The 18,334-nt window shown below is 62.5% G+C and carries 17 protein-coding genes and 3 tRNA genes; 14 read left to right on the top strand and 6 right to left on the bottom strand.

Going from position 1 to position 18,334, the window contains the following annotated elements:
* The first annotated feature begins 64 nt into the window (after window positions 1-64).
* Both ACFRFQ_RS16885 and ACFRFQ_RS16880 read left to right on the top strand, forming a co-directional pair.
* Entirely contained in the window at window positions 65-904 is an 840-nt protein-coding gene (locus tag ACFRFQ_RS16885) for an alpha/beta fold hydrolase (protein WP_378659793.1), read from the top strand.
* A gap of 68 nt (window positions 905-972) precedes the next feature.
* Window positions 973-1,794, top strand: coding sequence for an acyl-CoA thioesterase (locus ACFRFQ_RS16880; RefSeq protein ID WP_378659790.1), 822 nt, complete (start codon window positions 973-975; stop codon window positions 1,792-1,794).
* On the opposite strand, the gene ACFRFQ_RS16875 is transcribed toward ACFRFQ_RS16880, so the two are convergent.
* Window positions 1,784-3,145, bottom strand: a complete 1,362-nt coding sequence (locus ACFRFQ_RS16875) for an MFS transporter (RefSeq protein ID WP_378659787.1) — start codon at window positions 3,143-3,145, stop codon at window positions 1,784-1,786. The genes ACFRFQ_RS16880 and ACFRFQ_RS16875 overlap by 11 nt on opposite strands.
* Before the next feature lie 99 nt (window positions 3,146-3,244).
* On the opposite strand from ACFRFQ_RS16875, the gene ACFRFQ_RS16870 reads away from it, so the two are divergent.
* The 5 genes from ACFRFQ_RS16870 to lysA all read left to right on the top strand — a co-directional run bounded on the left by ACFRFQ_RS16870 (window position 3,245) and on the right by lysA (window position 8,739).
* On the top strand, window positions 3,245-3,811 hold the full coding sequence (locus ACFRFQ_RS16870) for a PadR family transcriptional regulator (RefSeq protein WP_378659785.1): 567 nt from the start codon (window positions 3,245-3,247) through the stop codon (window positions 3,809-3,811).
* Window positions 3,808-5,838, top strand: coding sequence for an FAD-dependent oxidoreductase (locus ACFRFQ_RS16865; RefSeq protein WP_378659782.1), 2,031 nt, complete (start codon window positions 3,808-3,810; stop codon window positions 5,836-5,838). Before ACFRFQ_RS16870 ends, ACFRFQ_RS16865 begins: the two co-directional genes overlap by 4 nt.
* A 19-nt stretch (window positions 5,839-5,857) precedes the next feature.
* Window positions 5,858-6,661, top strand: coding sequence for a mycolate reductase (gene cmrA, locus ACFRFQ_RS16860; RefSeq protein WP_378659779.1), 804 nt, complete (start codon window positions 5,858-5,860; stop codon window positions 6,659-6,661).
* A 49-nt stretch (window positions 6,662-6,710) separates the two neighbouring features.
* Window positions 6,711-7,271 carry a hypothetical protein gene (locus ACFRFQ_RS16855; protein WP_378659776.1) on the top strand — a complete coding sequence of 187 codons (561 nt, stop codon included), beginning with the start codon at window positions 6,711-6,713 and terminating at the stop codon, window positions 7,269-7,271.
* Window positions 7,272-7,395: 124 nt separating this feature from the next.
* Complete coding sequence (gene lysA, locus ACFRFQ_RS16850) at window positions 7,396-8,739, top strand: diaminopimelate decarboxylase (RefSeq protein ID WP_378659774.1); 1,344 nt, start codon at window positions 7,396-7,398, stop codon at window positions 8,737-8,739.
* A 19-nt stretch (window positions 8,740-8,758) separates the two neighbouring features.
* On the opposite strand, the gene ACFRFQ_RS16845 is transcribed toward lysA, so the two are convergent.
* A complete protein-coding gene (locus ACFRFQ_RS16845; RefSeq protein ID WP_378659771.1) occupies window positions 8,759-10,504 on the bottom strand; it encodes a helicase HerA-like domain-containing protein in 1,746 nt (581 codons plus the stop codon).
* 98 nt (window positions 10,505-10,602) lie between these two features.
* Between ACFRFQ_RS16845 and orn the strand changes: the two genes are divergently transcribed.
* Window positions 10,603-11,202 carry an oligoribonuclease gene (orn, locus tag ACFRFQ_RS16840; protein WP_138872787.1) on the top strand — a complete coding sequence of 200 codons (600 nt, stop codon included), beginning with the start codon at window positions 10,603-10,605 and terminating at the stop codon, window positions 11,200-11,202.
* A gap of 84 nt (window positions 11,203-11,286) precedes the next feature.
* Window positions 11,287-11,359: transfer RNA gene (locus ACFRFQ_RS16835), tRNA-His, on the top strand.
* Window positions 11,360-11,493: 134 nt separating this feature from the next.
* On the opposite strand, the gene ACFRFQ_RS16830 is transcribed toward ACFRFQ_RS16835, so the two are convergent.
* Window positions 11,494-12,663 carry an Ig-like domain-containing protein gene (locus tag ACFRFQ_RS16830; protein ID WP_378660593.1) on the bottom strand — a complete coding sequence of 390 codons (1,170 nt, stop codon included), beginning with the start codon at window positions 12,661-12,663 and terminating at the stop codon, window positions 11,494-11,496.
* Between the two features lie 312 nt (window positions 12,664-12,975).
* On the opposite strand from ACFRFQ_RS16830, the gene ACFRFQ_RS16825 reads away from it, so the two are divergent.
* The 3 genes from ACFRFQ_RS16825 to ACFRFQ_RS16815 all read left to right on the top strand — a co-directional run bounded on the left by ACFRFQ_RS16825 (window position 12,976) and on the right by ACFRFQ_RS16815 (window position 14,730).
* A tRNA-Lys gene (locus ACFRFQ_RS16825) sits at window positions 12,976-13,048 on the top strand.
* Between the two features lie 94 nt (window positions 13,049-13,142).
* A complete protein-coding gene (locus ACFRFQ_RS16820) occupies window positions 13,143-14,564 on the top strand; it encodes an amidase (RefSeq protein ID WP_378659769.1) in 1,422 nt (473 codons plus the stop codon).
* A 93-nt stretch (window positions 14,565-14,657) separates the two neighbouring features.
* Window positions 14,658-14,730: transfer RNA gene (locus ACFRFQ_RS16815), tRNA-Lys, on the top strand.
* Between the two features lie 60 nt (window positions 14,731-14,790).
* Here ACFRFQ_RS16815 and ACFRFQ_RS16810 read toward each other — a convergent pair.
* Window positions 14,791-15,012, bottom strand: coding sequence for a DUF3618 domain-containing protein (locus ACFRFQ_RS16810; RefSeq protein WP_033232750.1), 222 nt, complete (start codon window positions 15,010-15,012; stop codon window positions 14,791-14,793).
* Window positions 15,013-15,164: 152 nt separating this feature from the next.
* Between ACFRFQ_RS16810 and bcp the strand changes: the two genes are divergently transcribed.
* On the top strand, window positions 15,165-15,638 hold the full coding sequence (bcp, locus tag ACFRFQ_RS16805) for a thioredoxin-dependent thiol peroxidase (RefSeq protein ID WP_378659765.1): 474 nt from the start codon (window positions 15,165-15,167) through the stop codon (window positions 15,636-15,638).
* 18 nt (window positions 15,639-15,656) lie between these two features.
* Here bcp and ACFRFQ_RS16800 read toward each other — a convergent pair whose 3' ends face one another.
* Window positions 15,657-17,003 (bottom strand): dipeptidase, encoded by a 1,347-nt coding sequence (locus tag ACFRFQ_RS16800; RefSeq protein WP_378659762.1) that lies wholly within the window; start codon window positions 17,001-17,003, stop codon window positions 15,657-15,659.
* 199 nt (window positions 17,004-17,202) lie between these two features.
* Here ACFRFQ_RS16800 and ACFRFQ_RS16795 point away from each other — a divergent pair, with 199 nt between their 5' ends.
* Complete coding sequence (locus ACFRFQ_RS16795; RefSeq protein WP_378659760.1) at window positions 17,203-17,928, top strand: TetR/AcrR family transcriptional regulator; 726 nt, start codon at window positions 17,203-17,205, stop codon at window positions 17,926-17,928.
* Window positions 17,929-17,930: 2 nt separating this feature from the next.
* Here the strand turns inward: ACFRFQ_RS16795 and ACFRFQ_RS16790 are convergent, their stop codons facing one another.
* Window positions 17,931-18,323, bottom strand: a complete 393-nt coding sequence (locus tag ACFRFQ_RS16790; RefSeq protein WP_378659757.1) for a holo-ACP synthase — start codon at window positions 18,321-18,323, stop codon at window positions 17,931-17,933.
* Window positions 18,324-18,334 lie beyond the last annotated feature (11 nt).

Here is an 18,334-nt window from a genome sequence, read left to right as displayed (position 1 = left end):
CCGGCGGTCGTCGATTCAGCCCGAAGTGTGGTGCCGATGCCGATTACCCTCGTACGGTGGCAGCATGTCATCCACGAATACGTTTCGGATTCCTGTCGGCGACCTGACCTTCGACGTCCTGATTTCCGGCCCTGACGACGGCATTCCCCTACTCGCGCTCCACGGATTTCCCGAAAGCGCCGCGTCGTGGGGCAAGGTGACTCCCCTACTGACTGCCGCCGGGTTTCGCGTCATCGCACCGCACCAACGGGGATACTCGCCCAATGCCCGGCCCGCCGGCGTCGACGCGTACCGCATCGAACACCTTGTTGCCGATACCGTCGGCCTGCTCGACGCCCTCGGTTTGCCTGACGCTCATCTGGTCGGTCACGACTGGGGATCCGCGGTGGCGTGGCAGGTTGCCGGGCGGCATCCTCACCGAATTCGCAGCCTGACCGCGATATCTGTTCCACACCCCACTGCCTTCGGTTGGGCACTACGCGAAGACGAGGATCAAAAGGAGCGTTCGTCGTACATCCGGTTGCTTCGTCAGGAAGGAAAGGCCGAAAAGGTGTTGTCGGAGGACAACTTCCGCCGATTGCGTGCGATGTTCGACGGCCAGATCGACCCCGAATTCGCCGACGAACATATTCGAATCCTCAGCGGCGACGGGGCGTTGACCGGCGCATTGAACTGGTATCGCGCTATGACTCGCGATTTCGGCGATCTAGCTCCCACCACCGTTCCGACTACGTACGTCTGGAGTACGGGCGACAGCGCCCTCGGGCGCGCCGGAGCGGAACGATGCGGTGAATTCGTGGATGCGCCGTACGAATTTGTGGTTCTGGAGGGCGGTAGTCACTGGATACCCGAGGAACGTGCCGAAGAACTGGCGGACGCAATTATCCGGCGAGCGGGAGCCTGATCCGCCCCACACCTGAGGTTCTATGTATGTTGTCATACATACGTCGATTTCACCGTCAGGAGCTTGTCGTGACCACAACCGTTGCACCCCCGCATCCGTTTGATGCCGCCCTCGACCTGGAATCCATTACGCCGGGTCTCTCGACTGGACACACCAGCGCCGCGTACAACAACATGGTCGGCCCCTTCGGTGGAATCACCGCGGCCACATTGCTGGCCTCGGTTCAGCGGCACCCGGAGCGCCTGGGTGAACCGCTGTCGCTGACGGTCAATTTTGCGGGCCCGATTGCCGAAGGCCCGTTCGAGATCACTGCGCGACCGGTCCGCACCAACCGCACGACGCAGCATTGGTGGATCGAACTCGCTCAGAACGGCACCGTGGCGACTACCGCAACTGCGGTGTTCGGCCTGCGCCGCGAGACCTGGGATTCCACGGAGATCGAGATGCCGGCAGTACCGGTTGCAGAAGATACTCCCGCACAACCGTTCCCCGAGTTCATCGCCTGGGCCCAGAACTACGAAATGCGGTTTGTCGAGGGCGCAATCCCCGACTTGGAATCCGGCGAACACCCCGACTCCGTCTCGACCCTCTGGGTTCGCGACAGCCCGCCCCGCGCGCTTGATTTCTTCTCGCTGACCTCGTTGTGCGACGTGTTCTTCCCGCGAATATTCCTGCGCCGCGGAAAGATGGCCCCCGCTGGAACCGTCTCGTTGACGATCTACTTCCACGCCGACGCCGCGGCGCTGGCCCGGCAGTCCGATCGCTCCATCCTCGGGACCGCGCGCACCCAGCGTTTCGGTAACGGGTACTTCGATCAGAGCGCCGAATTATGGGGCAGTGACGGCGAATTGCTCGCCACTACGCATCAATTGGTCTACTTCAAGGACTGACAGCCTCCGCGCTGTCACCTTCGGGTGCCTTGACCAGTGACAGGGCAGCAAGGCCCACGGCAAGAACCACCAGTAGTCCGACGATGCCGGCGCGGTCGGCACCGAACATCCACGCGAACAGGCCGAACAGTGTCGGCGCCAGAAAGGACACTGCTCGGCCTGTGGTCGCATACAGACCGAAAAGCTGACCTTCGCGTCCGGGCGGAGTGATGCGCGCCAGGAACGTTCGAGCGGACGATTGCGCCGGCCCGACGAACAGGCACAGCGCGAGTCCGAAGATCCAGAACATGACGGGCCCGGACACCGCGATCAAGATCGCACCGACCACGATCATCGACGCGAGCGATACGGTGATGACCTGCTTGGGCCCGATCCGGTCGTCGAATCGCCCGGCCACCAAGGCGCCGATGGCCGAAATGACATTGGCTGCAACACCGAACAACAAAACGTCCGCCGCACTGATTCCGTACACATTCACGGCAAGGACAGCACCGAAAGTGAACACCCCGGCGAGGCCGTCGCGGAACAGTGCGCTCGCAATCAAGTACCAGATAGTGCGACGGTCGACGATCCACAGTTCGCGCAAGTCGCGCCACAGCACGCGGTAGGAATCGAGAAGCCCAGCCTTGGCCGCGCCCGGATCTGCGTCGGGGGTAGGCAACTCGGGCACCTTGAAAAATACCGGGATCGCGAAAATGGCAAACCACGCGGCCGCAAGCAGAGCCACCATCCGGATGTTCAGGCCGCCGTCGGTGGTCAACCCCAGGAAACCCCGCGTGTCGCCGTCACCGACGATGAACCCGAAGTAGCAGAGCAGCAACAGAACAATTCCGCCGAAATAGCCCATGGCCCATCCGAACCCGGAAACCCGGCCCAGATTCTCCGGCGTCGACACCTGCCGCATCATGGCGTTGTAGGGAACTCCGGCGAGTTCGAAGATCACCGAACCGATGGCGAGGAGTACCAGCCCCAGCCAGAGATACCGATAGTTGTCCTCGACGAAGTACAACCCGGCCATCGACAGAACGGTGATGCCCGTGAGGATCGCCAACGACCACTTACGCTTGCCGGACGCGTCGAACCGCTGCCCGGTAATCGGAGCCAGAATCGCGATGAAGAAGCCCGCGATTCCCAGCGCCCAACTGAGCCACGTTGTTGCCGACACCGAGCCAGGCAGATCGTCGCCAACCGCATCGGTGAGGTAGACGGAGAAGACGAAGGTCAAGATCACCGCGTTGAATGCGGCCGATCCCCAGTCCCACAACCCCCACGCAACCACCTGACTCTTGGTCGCCGCGGCGCCTATCCCTGCGGGCGGTTCGGCCTGCGTGCTTGTCGACTCTGCGCTCATGATCGCGAGCCTATTCGAGCGAGAGGGACAAAACAGTACAAGACTTTGGCAAGTATGCACTTGGTTGCATATGGAACGAGGTGCATACATACTTCACTCATGGCACTCGAACACGCGCTCCTCACCTCGCTGACCGAGCAGGAGGCGTCGGGCTACGACCTGACCCGTCGATTCGACAAGTCGATCGGGTTCTTCCACAGCGCAACGCACCAGCAGATCTACCGAATCCTCAAGCGGATGGACGACGCCGGGTGGGTCGAGGTGGAAACCGTCGCTCAAGACGGGCGCCCAGACAAAAAGGTGTATCGCGTCAGCAAGGCCGGCCGCGCGGAACTGACGCGCTGGATAGCCGAACCGTCCGAACCCAGCCATCTGCGTAACGAACTGGCCGTGAAGATCCGCGCCGCCGGTACTGCAGACATCCCCGCCCTTCGAGGCGAGGTCGCTCGTCACCGCGACGGCCATGCTTCCCGGCTCGACGTCTACCGACTCATCGAGAAACGCGACTTCCCCAATCCCGCAGCCCTATCCGGATCACCCCTGCACCAGTACCTCGTTCTGCGCGGCGGAATCCGCGTCGAAGAGGGCTTTGTCGACTGGTGCCAAGAGATCCTGGACGCGCTCCCCGGCCTCGACGACAACTCGGAAGGACACCACCAGCCATGACGACTCCGCAGTTTCCCCTCCTGTTCTCACCCCTCGACCTCGGGTTCACCACACTGAAGAACCGTATTGTCATGGGTTCGATCCACACCGGCCTCGAAGACCGCGCCAAGGACACCGACAAACTCGCCGAGTATTTTGCCGAACGCGCCCGCGGCGGAGTCGGATTGATCGTCACCGGCGGCTACGCCCCCAACCGCACCGGCTGGCTCCTTCCTTTCGGCGCCAAGCTGACCAACAAGATCGAAGCGCGCCGCCATCGCCGAATCACCACGGCGGTACACGACGCCGGCGGAAAGATCGCGATGCAGATCCTGCACGCCGGCCGGTACAGCTACCAACCGTTCAGTGTGTCTGCGTCGTCGATCAAAGCACCGATCAATCCGTTTCGGCCGCGCAAGCTCACCGATCGCGGAGTGCGCTGGCAGATCCGCAACTACGTCCGCTGCGCGCGTCTTGCTCAATCCGCCGGCTACGACGGCGTCGAAATCATGGGCGGTGAAGGGTATTTCATCAACCAATTCCTGTGCGAGCGCACGAACAAGCGTAACGATCAATGGGGCGGTAGCTCCGAAAACCGTCGACGCCTGGCTGTCCAGATCGTCAAGCGAACCCGCCGCGCCGTCGGCCCGAACTTCATCGTCGTATTCCGGCTGTCGATGGCCGATCTTGTCGAGGGCGGTCAGACCTGGGATGAAATCGTCACTCTGGCACAGGAAATCGAGGCCGCTGGCGCCACGATCATCAACACCGACATCGGGTGGCACGAATCGCGGGTACCCACCATCGTGACCTCGGTACCCCGCGCGGCCTTTGTCGATATCACCGGCAAACTCGAAAAGCACGTCAGCATTCCGGTTGTTGCATCGAACCGCATCAACATGCCCGAGACCGCCGAAGAGATTCTCACCCGCGGCGACGCGCAACTGATCTCCATGGCCCGCCCGATGCTCGCCGATCCCGACTGGGCAAACAAAGCACACCGCGGCGCATCCGATGAAATCAACACCTGCATCGCGTGCAACCAGGCTTGCCTCGACCACGCATTTGTTCGCAAACATGTGTCCTGCCTCCTCAACCCACGCGCCGGACGTGAGACGACGCTCGTCCTCTCCCCCACCCCGCGCAGCAAGAACCTCGCTGTTGTCGGCGGCGGACCAGCGGGCCTCTCTGCTGCGTTGAATCTCGCACAGCGCGGCCACGCCGTCACCCTCTTCGAGGCGTCGGACATGATCGGCGGCCAGTTCGGGATCGCACAGTTGATCCCGGGCAAGGAAGAGTTCACCGAGACCATCCGCTACTACACCAGGCAACTGGAACTCGCCGGAGTCGATGTCAAGCTTGAAACACGAGTCACTCCAGCCGATCTCATCGGAACGTTCGACGAGGTGGTGGTAGCGACCGGCGTGACTCCTCGGGTCCCGAACATCCCCGGCATCGAGAATCCGAAGGTACTGACATACGCCGAGGTAGTGCGTGAGGGTAAGCCGGTGGGCAAGACCGTCGCCGTGATCGGGGCCGGCGGCATCGGCGTCGACGTGAGCGAATTCCTCACTCACCCGACATCACCCACTCTGCACTTGAAGGAATGGAAGCAGGAGTGGGGCGTCACGGAGCCCGAGATGGCACCGGGAGCGCTCACCATCCCCGTCCCCGAACTTTCCGAGCGTGAGGTCTACCTCCTGCAGCGCAAGCCCGGACGCATCGGCGCCGGCCTCGGCAAGACCACCGGTTGGGTCCATCGCGCTGCCTTGAAGAACAAAGGTGTGCACGAACTCTCCGGTGTGAACTACGAACGGATCGACGACGCCGGCCTGCACATCACCTTCGGCGAGAAGCACGAGAAGCCTCGCCTCCTCGAAGTCGACACGATCGTGATCTGCGCGGGACAGGAATCGGTGCGCGATATCGTCGACGAGCTGACCGTTGCCGGGGTCGTGACCCACGTCATCGGCGGGGCGGACGTAGCCGGTGAACTCGATGCAAAACGCGCCATCGAACAGGGCACACGACTAGCCGCGACGATTTGACCGGCTACGCTGACTGATCGTGAGCCTGCCGACACCCACCACCACATCCCGCGCCGTCGTGACCGGCGCCTCCTCCGGAATCGGAGAGGCACTGGCCGCTGATCTGGCCTCTCGCGGACACTCCCTGATCCTGGTCGCGCGACGCGGCGACGTCATGGAAGGTCTCGCCGAGACACTTCGCGCCAAGCATGGCGTCGACGTCGAGGTCCGCGCCTGCGATCTCTCTGACAGTGCGGCACGCGCCGTCTTGGTCGAGGAACTGGGCACGCGTGAGATCAGCATCCTGTGCAATAACGCCGGTATCGCCACCTTCGGTCCGGTGGCGGAGCTCGATCCGAGCTACGAGCGCGCCCAGGTCGAACTCAACGCCGTCGCAGTTCACGACCTCACCCTGGCCGTGCTGCCCGGCATGATCGAACGCAAGTCCGGCGGCATCCTGATGGTCGGATCGGCCGCAGGCAACATGCCGATCCCGAACAATGCGACCTACGCCGCCACCAAGGCCTTCGTGAACACGTTCGCGGAATCCCTGCGCGGCGAGCTCAAGGGCACCGGGGTCAATGTCACGCTCCTCGCCCCCGGTCCGGTTCGCACCGAGACCCCGGACCCGGCCGAGGCCTCCATCGTCGACAAGCTGGTCCCGGACTTCTTCTGGATCTCGAGCGAGTACACCGCCAAGGTCTCACTCGACGGCCTGGCCGAGAACAAGATGCGCGTCGTCCCGGGCATCTTGAGTAAAGCGATGTCGGTTGCCGGCGGTTACACCCCGCGCGCCGTGGTCGCCCCGATCGTGGGCACGTTCTACAAGAAGCTCGGCGGCTGAATCGGCCAAGTTTCTCATTCCCGGCCATATCAGACCATATAGTCTGTAAATGGCCTCTCAGCGAGCACTGGCAGTAGGGGCAATCCTTCTCATGACCGGAGGGTTGCCCCTTCTGCTCCCTACAACAGCGAATGCGTGCTCATGCATGTCCTTCGCAACCCCCGAGGAAGCAGTGAGCGTTTCGAGCACCATTTTCCTCGGGACTCCGACGGAGAAAACCTCGGACGGGTTCGAAGACACCTATCTGTTCGACGTGAGTCGCGTCTACAAAGGCGATGTCGCCTCGGTGACGTCGGTGGGAACACTCGCCAACGGGAATGGTTGTGGCACAAGCTACGTAGTCGGGACCGAGCAATTGATGTTCCTCTCGGCGCCCTACGACGTCGACGCCGAATACGAGGGACACAGTTGCGGGCCGTATACCGGAACCGATTTCGACGTCCAGAAGACCGTCGAAGCGGTCTACGGCGCCGGATACGTTCCCGAAACGGGTGGGACGCCGTCCGTTGCGGTGTATGTCGACAAGACTGCTGTTGTTGGAGGTGTCGCGGTAGTGGCAGTACTCGCCGGGCTGAGCTGGTTCGGCTGGAAGCGGAGACGGCGGGCATAAAAGAACGCCGTCAAACTCAGCCCCTTCCCCGTCAAGTACCCGTCAAGACGAGGTCCACCGGAGCTGTTTCGGAGTAATCCTGAAGTCAGCCCCGCACCGAGCGGGTCACTTTCAGGAGATCGACGTGACGCTTCTCGATATCTTCCCGTCCCTACGCGGCGCAATGACACCGCGCTTGGATCCGGCCTTGTGGCCCATCAGCACTCACCACGATCAGAGCGGCCGCATCTGCATCGGCGACGTGTCCCTCGAAGAGATCGCCGATCAGTACGGAACTCCCACCTATGTCGTCGACGAGGCTGATGTGCGCCACCGCTGCCGGATGTACCGGGAGATCTTCCCCGACGCGGAAATCGTGTACGCGGGCAAGGCACTCATGATTCGGGCGATGGCAAAATGGGTCTCCGAAGAGGGACTGGGCGTGGATGTCTGCTCTGCCGGAGAACTCACTATTGCACTGACGGCGGGTGTGGACCCGGCACGAATCATCCTGCACGGCAACGCAAAATCTGTCTCCGAGCTCAGAGCAGCCGCCAACGCCGGCGTCGGCCGGATAGTTCTCGACTCCCACAGCGAAGCACTACGGCTGGCATCGGTATGCACGCGGGAACAGAAAGTGCTGATCCGAGTTACGCCCGGTGTCGACATTCACGGGCACAAGGCGGTGACCACCGGCGTCGTCGACCAGAAGTTCGGCCTGCCGGCATTCTCCGAGGAATTGGATCGTGCGGTCGCCGCCGTCAGCGCAGCACCCCACCTCGAACTTATCGGCCTGCACTGCCATCTCGGCTCGCAAATCACCGATCCCGAACACTTCCGCCCCGCGATAGGCACGATGATCGCCCAGATGGACGACATTCGTCGCACGCACGGAATCATCCTCACCGAACTCGACCTCGGGGGTGGGCACGGAATCGCGTACATCCCGGGCGACGCCCAGCTCGACCTGACTCGACTGGCAATCGTTGTCGACGAATCACTCGACGACGCCTGCACCCGAAATCGCTTCCCCCGGCCCGAAATCGTCCTCGAACCCGGCCGGGCCATCGCTGCACGGGCCGGGGTCACGCTGTACCGCGTTGCGAACATCAAGACCATCAGCGGCGGAAGAACATTCGTCTCCGTCGACGGTGGTATGAGCGACAATCCGCGAGTGTCGTTGTACAACAGCCGCTACGACGTCGAATTGGTCAACCGACATTCGAATGCACCGCTCGAGGAAGTGACCGTTGTGGGGCGGCACTGCGAATCGGGAGACGAAATTTCCGTCGGCATACAACTTCCCGCAGACCTCCACGAGGGTGATCTGTTGGGAGTGCCGTGCACCGGCGCCTATCACCACAGCATGGCGTCAACCTACAACAGCGTGTGCCGGCCGCCGGTGATTGCCGTACACGGCGGCGTCGCACGACCGTTGATCCGGCGCGAATCGATCAACGACCTACTCGCCCGCGAGGTCGGTATCTGACCTCGCGGGCGTCGAACTTTCAGCGCCTGCGGCGGCTTCCGGTCCCGAAAATACTTCGCGAGATCTCCCGGCCGGCAGCAGATGCCGCCGATTTGAGGAAACTCTTGACGGCGGAATTGCCGAGAATCTGCTCGGCAATGTTGGGTCCATCCGGCTCGACGGGCGGAGGCGGCGGAAGCTGCGACAGATCCGGTAGCGGCGGCAGATCCAGCGACGGGTCTGCCGTGGGTGCCCCGGCCACCTTCGCTGTCAGTTTCTCGTACGCCGATTCACGATCGATGGTCTGGCCGTATTTCTGGTAGAGCGGACTCGACGCGGCCGCAGCCTTGACGGCGTCGTTGCCGATCGTGTCCATCAAGGAACGGGGTGGACGAATCTTGGTCCAGGCCACCGGTGTCGGCGCCCCCTTCTCCGAGAGGACGGTAACGATAGCCTCACCGGTTCCCAACGATGTGAGAGCCTTCTCCAGGTCGTAATGCTCCGTCTTCGGGTAGGTGCGAACCGTCTTGTTGAGCGCCTTCTGATCGTCCGGAGTGAACGCGCGCAGAGCATGTTGCACCCGCGCACCCAGCTGCGACAGAACAGAATTGGGGATATCGGTGGGCAACTGCGTGCAGAAGAACACGCCAACGCCCTTGGAACGAATCAACTTCACGGTCTGCTCGACCTGCTGGAGGAAGGCCTTCGACGCGTCGGCGAACAAGAGATGGGCTTCGTCGAAGATGAACACCAACTTGGGCTTCTCCAAGTCCCCTTCCTCCGGCAGGGTCTGGAACAGGTCTGCCAGTACCCACATCAGGAAGGTGGAGAACATCGCCGGCCGCGCGGCCTGCGCGCCGAGCTCGAAGAGTGTGATGACGCCGGCGCCACCGACTACCCGCAGCAGATCCTCGGTTTCGAGTTCCGGTTCACCGAAGAAGGTGTCACCGCCGTCAGCCTCGAGATTGACCAGCGCGCGCAGGATGACCCCGGCCGTAGCCGTGGATACGCCGCCGATCCCCTTCAGATCTGCTTTGCCTTCGGCACTGGTGAGATGCGCAATGACGGAACGCAAGTCCTTGAGATCCAACAACGCAAGACCCTGAGTGTCCGCCCAGTGGAAAATCAATCCCAGCGTGGACTCCTGAGTCTCGTTGAGGCCCAAAACCTTACTGAGCAGGATCGGCCCGAAACTGGTGATGGTGGCGCGGACCGGAATCCCGATACCGCCGGTTCCCAGCGACAGGAATTCGACAGGCATCCCGGACGGAGTCCAGTTGTCGTCGCCCGTCTCGACGGCGCGGGCCGTGATCTTGTCGTTGCTCTCACCGGCTTTCGACAATCCCGAGAGATCACCCTTCACATCCGCCATCACGACGGGCACACCCGCGGCCGAGAGTTGTTCCGCGATGCCCTGCAACGTCTTCGTCTTACCCGTACCGGTTGCACCGGCAATCAAGCCGTGACGGTTCACGGTGGCCAAGGGAATGCGCACCCGGGCCGCTGGATCGGCAACTCCGTCGACAACTATCGACCCCAGTTCCAGCGCCTGCCCCTCCGACGCATAGCCCGCAGCGATCTCGGCAGCGGCACCGGACGGAGCGGACTGCGTCTCCGCACCCTCCGCAGCGACACTCTCCGCAGCTAGGGCTTCACGCTCGGCATCCTCGGCGGCTTGTGCGGCCTCGGCAGCAACCCGAGCAGCTTCGGCAGCGGCCGCCTTGGCCACTTTCGCCTTCTCGGCCGGCGTGAGCGAAACAGCACCGTCCTTGGGATCCACGGTCATACAAGGCCCTCCTCATTTGCACTACAAAAGAAGAATTACGCGCGTCGACTGTCACCGCAGACCTTATCCTTCCGGCCGCGCCTACTACTGTGTTCCTGGTGCAGGACAAATTGGTATGGATCGATTGTGAAATGACCGGGCTGCGGCTGGAGTCGGACAAACTCATCGAGATTGCGGCTCTGGTAACCGACAGCGAATTGAACATCTTGGGCGAAGGCGTGGACATCGTCATCCACGCCGACGACGACGCGTTGGCCGCCATGCCGGACGTCGTGAAGAAGATGCACGCCAAATCAGGTCTGACCGAAGAAGTTCGCAAGTCGACGGTCACCCTTGCCGAAGCGGAGAAAGAGGTGCTCGCCTACATCCGTGAGCACGTTCCCGTCGCCGGCACTGCTCCCCTGGCCGGCAATTCCATCGCCACCGACCGCGGGTTCATCTCGCGGGACATGAGCGCCCTGGACACCTACCTGCACTACCGGATGATCGACGTCAGTTCCATCAAGGAACTCTCGCGTCGCTGGTACCCGCGGATCTACTTCGGCCAGCCCGAAAAGGGCCTCGCGCACCGCGCCCTGGCCGACATCAAGGAATCCATCCGCGAACTCAAGTACTACCGCGGCACCGCATTTGTCCCCGCGCCCGGACCGTCCAGCGCAGAGATCGCAGCCGTCGTAGAGGGTCTCGGGCCTGCCTGACCTGCCGATTGGCATCCTGGCCAACTTTCAGGCTAGTATCTTCTACGTCAAAGCAACCGGGTCAAACCGGTCGCCGAGGCAATGGTGGGCGTAGTTCAGTTGGTAGAGCACCAGGTTGTGATCCTGGCTGTCGCGGGTTCGAGTCCCGTCGCTCACCCAAAGGGAACCCCCGGAAATGTCGAAAGATATTTCCGGGGGTTCTTTTGGTTGTGCAACATTGCATCTGGTCGTGGAAATACGAATGCCCCCAGCCGATCAGCTGGGGGCATTCGTATTGATTCAGGGACGCACTCAGACGTCCGCGTTACCGGCTTTCCACACGTTCCACGGGATGTTCCAGTCCCCGAGGCCGTCGGTGCCCGAGAGCGTTCCGCCGACGGTGTTCTTCACGATGACGATGTCGCCGCGCTTGGTGTTGTCGTAGACCCACTTGGCGTTGGCGGGACTCAGGTTGAGGCAGCCGTGGCTGGTGTTGGAGTAACCCTGCTGCCCGACGGACCACGGTGCGGAGTGGAAGAAGATGCCGCTGTAGGACATTCGTGTCGCCCAGTCGACCGGAGTCTTGTATCCGTCGGACGACGTGACAGGCACTCCGTACGTCGACGAGTCCATGACCATGTTCGCGAACCGGTCGCCGATGATGTAAACGCCGTTGTCGGTGGGTGTGCTGTCCTTACCCATCGATGTGGGCATGGTCATGACAGTCTCGCCGTTGACCTGGAAAGTGACCTGTTTCGTGTTGTCGTCGGCAATCGCGATCACGGAATCACCGATGTCGAAGGACGTCGTGGCGTCCTCCTGACCGAAGACGCCCTTGCCCAGATCGCGTCCGTAGACGTTGACCTTGACGTCGACCTTGGTGCCCGGCGCCCAGTATTCCTCCGGACGCCACCGCACCTCACGGTTGTTGACCCAGTAGAAAGCACCTTCGACGGCCGGGGTCGTCGTGACGGTGATCGACTCTTCGGCAGCCTTGCGATCGGGAATGTTCTCGTCGAACTGCACGGCGATCGGCTGGCCGATACCGACTACCGCACCCTCGCCAGGCATCACGTACGGCTTGGTGAGGTTGCCAGGCGCACTGGTCGTGAACGATGTCACCGTGGTGCTGGCGCCGCCCAATCCGTAGGCCTGAGCCTCGATCTTGTATTTGCGGTTGTAACCGAGGGGTTCAGCGGTCACCCACGACGCTCCGTCGGCTGCAATTGCACCGGCAACCGTCTTACCCTCGGCGTTGACCATCCGAACGTCGGACAGGGTGCCGTCGGCGACGTCGATGCGGACCGGATCTCCCGGAGAGAAACCGATTGCGCCGTCAGCGACGGTGGCGGTGACCTTGGGCTTGATGAGCTCAGTCAGGGGATTGGAGTCGATCGGCGCGGCACCCTCCGTGTTCACGGCAGCCCCACTGGACGTGCACGCGGTCACCAGAACCAACGCACCCAACGACACGGCAGCCATTGCGGCGCCCCTCGAGACTCGGCCTGTCCCCCCACGCACGGACAGGCCCCACCACTGACGACTCATTTGTTCGACTCCGCTTCACATGTTAACGACCAGCAATTGCGCCAGGTCAATGATGCCAGGCACAGTCGTTACTCACGGTCATGAAAACCCCGTCGAAGAGTAACGTTCGAGTATCAATCGTTTCGTACCGCTTGTTTTGTTACCGATTTCCGACAACGCCATACAAATCACCCGGCCTCCGACGCCCCACCAGGCGATTTGCTCCCGACGGAACGGTTCGGCTAATGTTCTGTCTCGCAAGAGCGAGCGCCTATAGCTCAGTTGGTAGAGCAAGTGACTCTTAATCACTGGGTCCGGGGTTCGAGTCCCTGTGGGCGCACTTGCAAAGATCCCCACCTTGGAAACAAGGTGGGGATCTTTTTTGTGTCCGAGGGCGAATACACTCCAGCGAACCCGACACAATGGAGCGAGCTATGACTGAACTGCCCGATTCGGAAGTCGCATTCGCCGGCGTCGTCGGTCAAGCCGAACTGATCCGCAGCGGCCAACTGTCGGCTCGTGAGTTGACCGAACACACTCTCCGGCGGATCGAACGACTCAATCCCACACTCAACGCCTTCACTCGCGTACTCGCCGACGAAGCAATCGCCGAAGCCACTCGACTCGACGAGCGCCAGGCCTCCGGCGACCCGGTCGGCCCACTGCACGGCGTGCCCATCGCGATCAAGGACGAGAACGACGTAGCCGGAACACCGACAACGTACGGCGGCGCGGCCGTGACGCGAATCGCGAAAGCAGACTCCGAAGTAGTCCGACGCCTACGCGACGCCGGCGCAGTCGTCATCGGAAAAACCACGATGCCGGAGTTCGGCATCTGGCCGTTCACCGAAACAGCAGCACACGGGTACACCCGAAACCCCTGGAACACAACAGTATCCACGGGAGGATCGAGCGGCGGCACGGCAGCCGCTGTCGCGTCGGGCATGGTTGCCGCGGGAATCGGCGGCGACGGCGGCGGTTCCATCCGACTTCCGTCGGCGTTCTGCGGATTGTTCGGACTGAAAGCGCAACGTGGCCGAGTAAGCACCGCGCCGAACGGCAACCTGTGGCGCAGTCTCGGGACACTCGGCCCGCTCACCCGTTCGGTTCGGGACAGCGCACTCGTCTACGACGCCATTACCGGTACTACGGCGGTGGACGACTACCGGGCTCAGCCACTCGAGGCGAGCTTCACCGAGGCCGCGGCACGCCCACCCGGCCCCCTGCGCATCGCGGTGTCCACCCGCTGTCCCGTGCGCGGCATCACACCGGCGCCCGAAGTGGTTGCCGGAGTTCGTGCCGTCGCAGAAATGCTGAGCGACTTGGGGCATCACGTCGACGACCATGATCCCGACTACCCCGATGCAACAGCGTCATTCCTGCCCCAGGTACTCGGCGGCGTTCGCGACGAGGCCCTCCGCGTCGATCGGCCCGACCTCCTCGAAAAGCGAACCCGCGCACTGTCGTCGATCGGCAGGATCGCGTCGCCGGGGCGCGTCGGCAGGGCCGCATACCGGCGGGGCCAACGGATCGCGCACACCGTCAACCAGGTTTTCGACACGTACGACATCGTGCTGACGCCGACCACACCCGCGTTACCGCGGCGGATCGGTCAACTCGAAGGCACCGGCCTGCTGTCCGCCGTCCGCAAGGCGTTGCCGATCGCGGCGTACTGCTCGATCTGGAATGTGTGCGGCAATCCCGCGGCGGCCGTGCCTGCCGGATTTTCGTCTACCGGGCTCCCCCTCAGCGTCCAACTGGTGTCGCGGCCGAACGGCGAGCTGGCAATTCTGTCGCTCGCGCAGCAACTCGAGGGTCGGATCGGGTGGACGAGTTCCCGTCCGCCGCAGGCCTGAAAGAGACGCGCGATGTAACTGCCGTCACGATTGCGACGACGCGTTTTGCAAACTGCCGAGCCTGTCGGCTAATGTTCTGTCTCGCAAGAGCGAGCGCCTATAGCTCAGTTGGTAGAGCAAGTGACTCTTAATCACTGGGTCCGGGGTTCGAGTCCCTGTGGGCGCACTTGCAAGAAGGCCCCCATCTCATCGAGATGGGGGCCTTCTTCATGTCCGGTGACGGTGATCAGCGAATGATCTTGCGAATGACCAAGAGTCCGACAACGGATCCCACGGCGATCAACGCGTACTTCACATTCGGCTCGTTGAGCTTGGCGAGCACCGTCTTCTTGGTGTTCTCGACCAGCCGCTTCGGGTTGGTACGTACCGTCAGTTCGTCGAGTGTGCTCGCGAGCTGGTTACGCGCCTTCTCGATCTCGCGCTCGATGCTCTCGGTGTCCCTGGGCACGTGTCCTCCAACTTGTCTGTGTGCTGTCGCTTGATGTTCTTCTGCCGCTACGTCCGTGCAGACGCGAGGCGTCGACACCTGGTTCTACCGTAGAGGAGCAGATTGCTCGCGCGCCCACCTGGCGCGCAATTTCTCGACTAACCTCGATTCCCGTGACCGAGAACAGTAGATTGTCCGCCGGCGATACCGCGCCGGATTTCACGCTCCCCGACGCCGAAGGCAACGAAGTTTCGTTGCACGACTACCGAGGCCGCAAGGTCATCGTGTACTTCTACCCGGCTGCCAACACCCCGGGCTGCACCAAGCAGGCGTGCGACTTCCGGGACAACCTCGCCGAACTGAACGGGGCGGGCCTGGACGTCATCGGCATCTCACCGGACAAGCCGGCCAAGCTCGCCAAGTTCCGCGACAACGAGGAGCTGACCTTCCCGTTGCTCTCCGATCCGGAGAAGACAACCCTCGAAGCCTGGGGCGCGTTCGGCGAGAAGAAGATGTACGGCAAAACCGTCCAGGGCGTCATCCGATCCACCTTCCTCGTCGACGAAGAGGGAAAGATCGAGGTTGCGCAGTACAACGTCCGCGCCACCGGTCACGTCGCCAAGTTGCGACGCGACCTGTCCGTCTAGCTATTCGAACCGGACTAGCTATTCGAACCTGCTCAGAAACAGAGCTTCCGCGAACGCGAGATTCTCGATCTCCGACGGATCGACGCTCTCGTTCGGGGCGTGGATGCGGCACTGCGGTTCCTCGACGCCGATCAATGCGATCTCCGCGTCGGGGAACTGCTCCGCCAGCGCGCTGCACAGGGGAATCGAGCCTCCCTGTCCGGCGAATCCGACTTCGGCGCCGTACGCCGCACTCAGAGCCGCTGTGAGCTGTTTGAATCCCGGCCCACCCGTAGCAGCGCCGAACGGCATTCCCGTTGCCTCCGGTTCCACGCTCACCTGCACGCCCCACGGCGCGCCGGCCAGAAGATGCCCGATCAACAAGTCCTGAGCGTCGGCCGGATCCGTGCCGGGTGGAACGCGAAGGTTCAGTCGCGCGGAGGCACGGGGCGTGATCGCTGCAGCCGAGCCGACCACCGGCGGGCAGTCGATTCCCAAGATCGTGAGCGCCGGCCGAGCCCACACCTGGTCGGCCACCGAACCGGAACCCACCAGATCGACACCGTCGATAACTCCCGCGTCGATGCGGAATTGTTCGTCGTCGTACTCGACACCGGCCCAGCGCTGATCGTTCACCAAGCCGTCGACGGTGGTGTTGCCGTGTTCGTCGTGCAGCGTTGCCAGCATCTGCACCAATGCGGTCATCGCGTCGGGTGCCGGGCCACCGAACACACCGGAGTGCACCTCACCTTCGAGTGCCGAGACGTGGACGACCACATTCGCGATGCCGCGCAGTGACGTCGTGATCGTGGGCTCACCCACCGCAGTGTTGCCGGTGTCAGCGATCAGCATGACGTCGGCGGCGAACAGTTCGGGACGCAGGCGCAGCAGGTCTTCGAGACCTCCGGTTCCCATTTCTTCCGAGCCCTCGGCGACGATTCGCAGATTGACCGCCGGGTCGATCCCTGCCGCGGCCAAGGCCCGGAGTGCGGTCAAGTGCATCACGAGATTGCCCTTGCAGTCCGACGCACCTCGCCCGTACCACCGTCCGCCGCGTTCGGTCAGCGTGAAAGGTGGCGAATTCCAAAGCTCTTCGTCTCCGGGTGGTTGAACGTCGTAGTGGCAGTACAGGAGAACTGTCGGGGCGTCCGGTGGCCCCGGCCGATATCCGATCACCGCTGCGGAACCGTCCGATGTCTCCACCGCCTCGATGTCCGCGAATCCCTGGTCGCGGAATGCCTCGACCACCCAGGCGGAAGCTGCCGCACACTCTTCCGGCGGAAATTGCCGTGCATCCGCGACCGACCGCAACGCAACCAGCCGCGTCAGATCCTCGTGGGCGCGGGGCATGAGCTCGTGTACTGCGGCTCGCAACTGTTCGGCCATTTCGGTCTCCTTTTCTCGCCGACTCCAGTGTGCCCGAATCACCGAGGAGCAACCCTCTCCTCTAGCGCACGTTCGGTCACCTAGTATCGAAGGGTGGCAACGTCGTCGGATTTCGAGCAGTCGGTCAGGTGATCTTTCGGTGACCCCTGATATTCCACAAGTGCCAAATTCTGCGACGGATGCCGATAACCTCGAATCCGTGCAGCCATCCACCCGCAACCGTGTACGACGCCGGCCGGACCCCGCACTCGAAAATTCTCAGAGCGACGCACCTCAGGAACTGCTCCCGCGCAAACGTCCGACGCAGGAACGAAGCCAGCGCAAATTCGATGCTCTGCTCGCCGCCTCCCGGGAACTTCTCACCGACGTCGGTTTCGAATCGTTCACATGCGAAGAGGTCGCGGCACGCGCTGACGTGCCCATCGGGACCCTGTATCAGTTCTTTGCCAACAAGTACGTCATCGTGTGTGAACTGAACCGTCAGGACCTCGTGGGGGTGCAGCACGAGCTGGCGCAGTTCGGCGGCGAAGTGCCGTCGCTCGATTGGCTGCGGTTCCTCAACAGTTTTGTCGACCACATGGCCGGACTCTGGACGTCCGATCCGTCGCGGCGCGAGGTGTGGCTGGCCATGCAGTCCACGCCGTCGACGCGGGCGACCGGTGTCATTCACGAGAAGCAGTTCGCGGAAACCGTCGCCAAGATGCTCGGCCCGCTCACCCCGCGTTCACCGCGGGATCGCCGCATGATGATGGCGGAAGTGCTTGTGCACGTCGTGTATTCGATGCTGAATTTCTCCGTGCAGGACGGCCAGAGCCACGCCGACGCGGTGGTGGAACTCAAGCGTCTGATGGGTGCGTATCTGCTGGTGGCGGAGAAGGAATCTCGTCTGAAAGGCCAGGGCACGGCCGCCGACGACCAGTTCTGACGCTAGTTCGACTCGATGACGGCAAATGCGCCGGCCATGTCTCCGTCGTGCGTCAGTGAAATGTGAATCTTCACGTCGGTGAGGTGCTTCGCGACGTCGCCCCGCAATCTGATGCTGGGGCGTCCCCACGCGTCCGAGACGACTTCGATCTGATTGTGAATCATCTCCCCCAGCACCGGTGGGCTGGCGAAGAGAGCAGTGGACCACGCTTTGATCACTGCTTCCTTCGCCGCCCACCGGGCCGCGAAATGTCTTGCGGGATCGGAACTCCGAGTATTGGAGTCTCGACGCTCGCCCGGTGTGAAGTTGTCGAGCATAGCCGTTCCCGGCCGTTTCAGTTGCTCGGCGAACTCCGACACCGTGACGAGGTCGAAACCGATACCCAGAACTCCCATCCTGCGATTAT

Source organism: Rhodococcus sp. NPDC056743, from assembly GCF_042790355.1.
Taxonomy (GTDB): Bacteria; Actinomycetota; Actinomycetes; order Mycobacteriales; family Mycobacteriaceae; genus Rhodococcus_F.
This window is presented reverse-complemented; position numbering and strand designations above follow the sequence as displayed.

Bases quoted from the DNA above. Each gene is read 5' to 3' on its own strand.
- ACFRFQ_RS16885 (WP_378659793.1), top strand. From the start codon at position 65: ATGTCATCCACGAATACGTTTCGGATTCCTGTCGGCGACCTGACCTTC.
- ACFRFQ_RS16875 (WP_378659787.1), bottom strand. From the start codon at position 3,145: ATGAGCGCAGAGTCGACAAGCACGCAGGCCGAACCGCCCGCAGGGATA.
- ACFRFQ_RS16870 (WP_378659785.1), top strand. From the start codon at position 3,245: ATGGCACTCGAACACGCGCTCCTCACCTCGCTGACCGAGCAGGAGGCG.
- ACFRFQ_RS16865 (WP_378659782.1), top strand. From the start codon at position 3,808: ATGACGACTCCGCAGTTTCCCCTCCTGTTCTCACCCCTCGACCTCGGG.
- ACFRFQ_RS16855 (WP_378659776.1), top strand. From the start codon at position 6,711: ATGGCCTCTCAGCGAGCACTGGCAGTAGGGGCAATCCTTCTCATGACC.
- ACFRFQ_RS16845 (WP_378659771.1), bottom strand. From the start codon at position 10,504: ATGACCGTGGATCCCAAGGACGGTGCTGTTTCGCTCACGCCGGCCGAG.
- ACFRFQ_RS16830 (WP_378660593.1), bottom strand. From the start codon at position 12,663: ATGGCTGCCGTGTCGTTGGGTGCGTTGGTTCTGGTGACCGCGTGCACG.
- ACFRFQ_RS16820 (WP_378659769.1), top strand. From the start codon at position 13,143: ATGACTGAACTGCCCGATTCGGAAGTCGCATTCGCCGGCGTCGTCGGT.
- ACFRFQ_RS16800 (WP_378659762.1), bottom strand. From the start codon at position 17,003: ATGGCCGAACAGTTGCGAGCCGCAGTACACGAGCTCATGCCCCGCGCC.
- ACFRFQ_RS16790 (WP_378659757.1), bottom strand. From the start codon at position 18,323: ATGGGAGTTCTGGGTATCGGTTTCGACCTCGTCACGGTGTCGGAGTTC.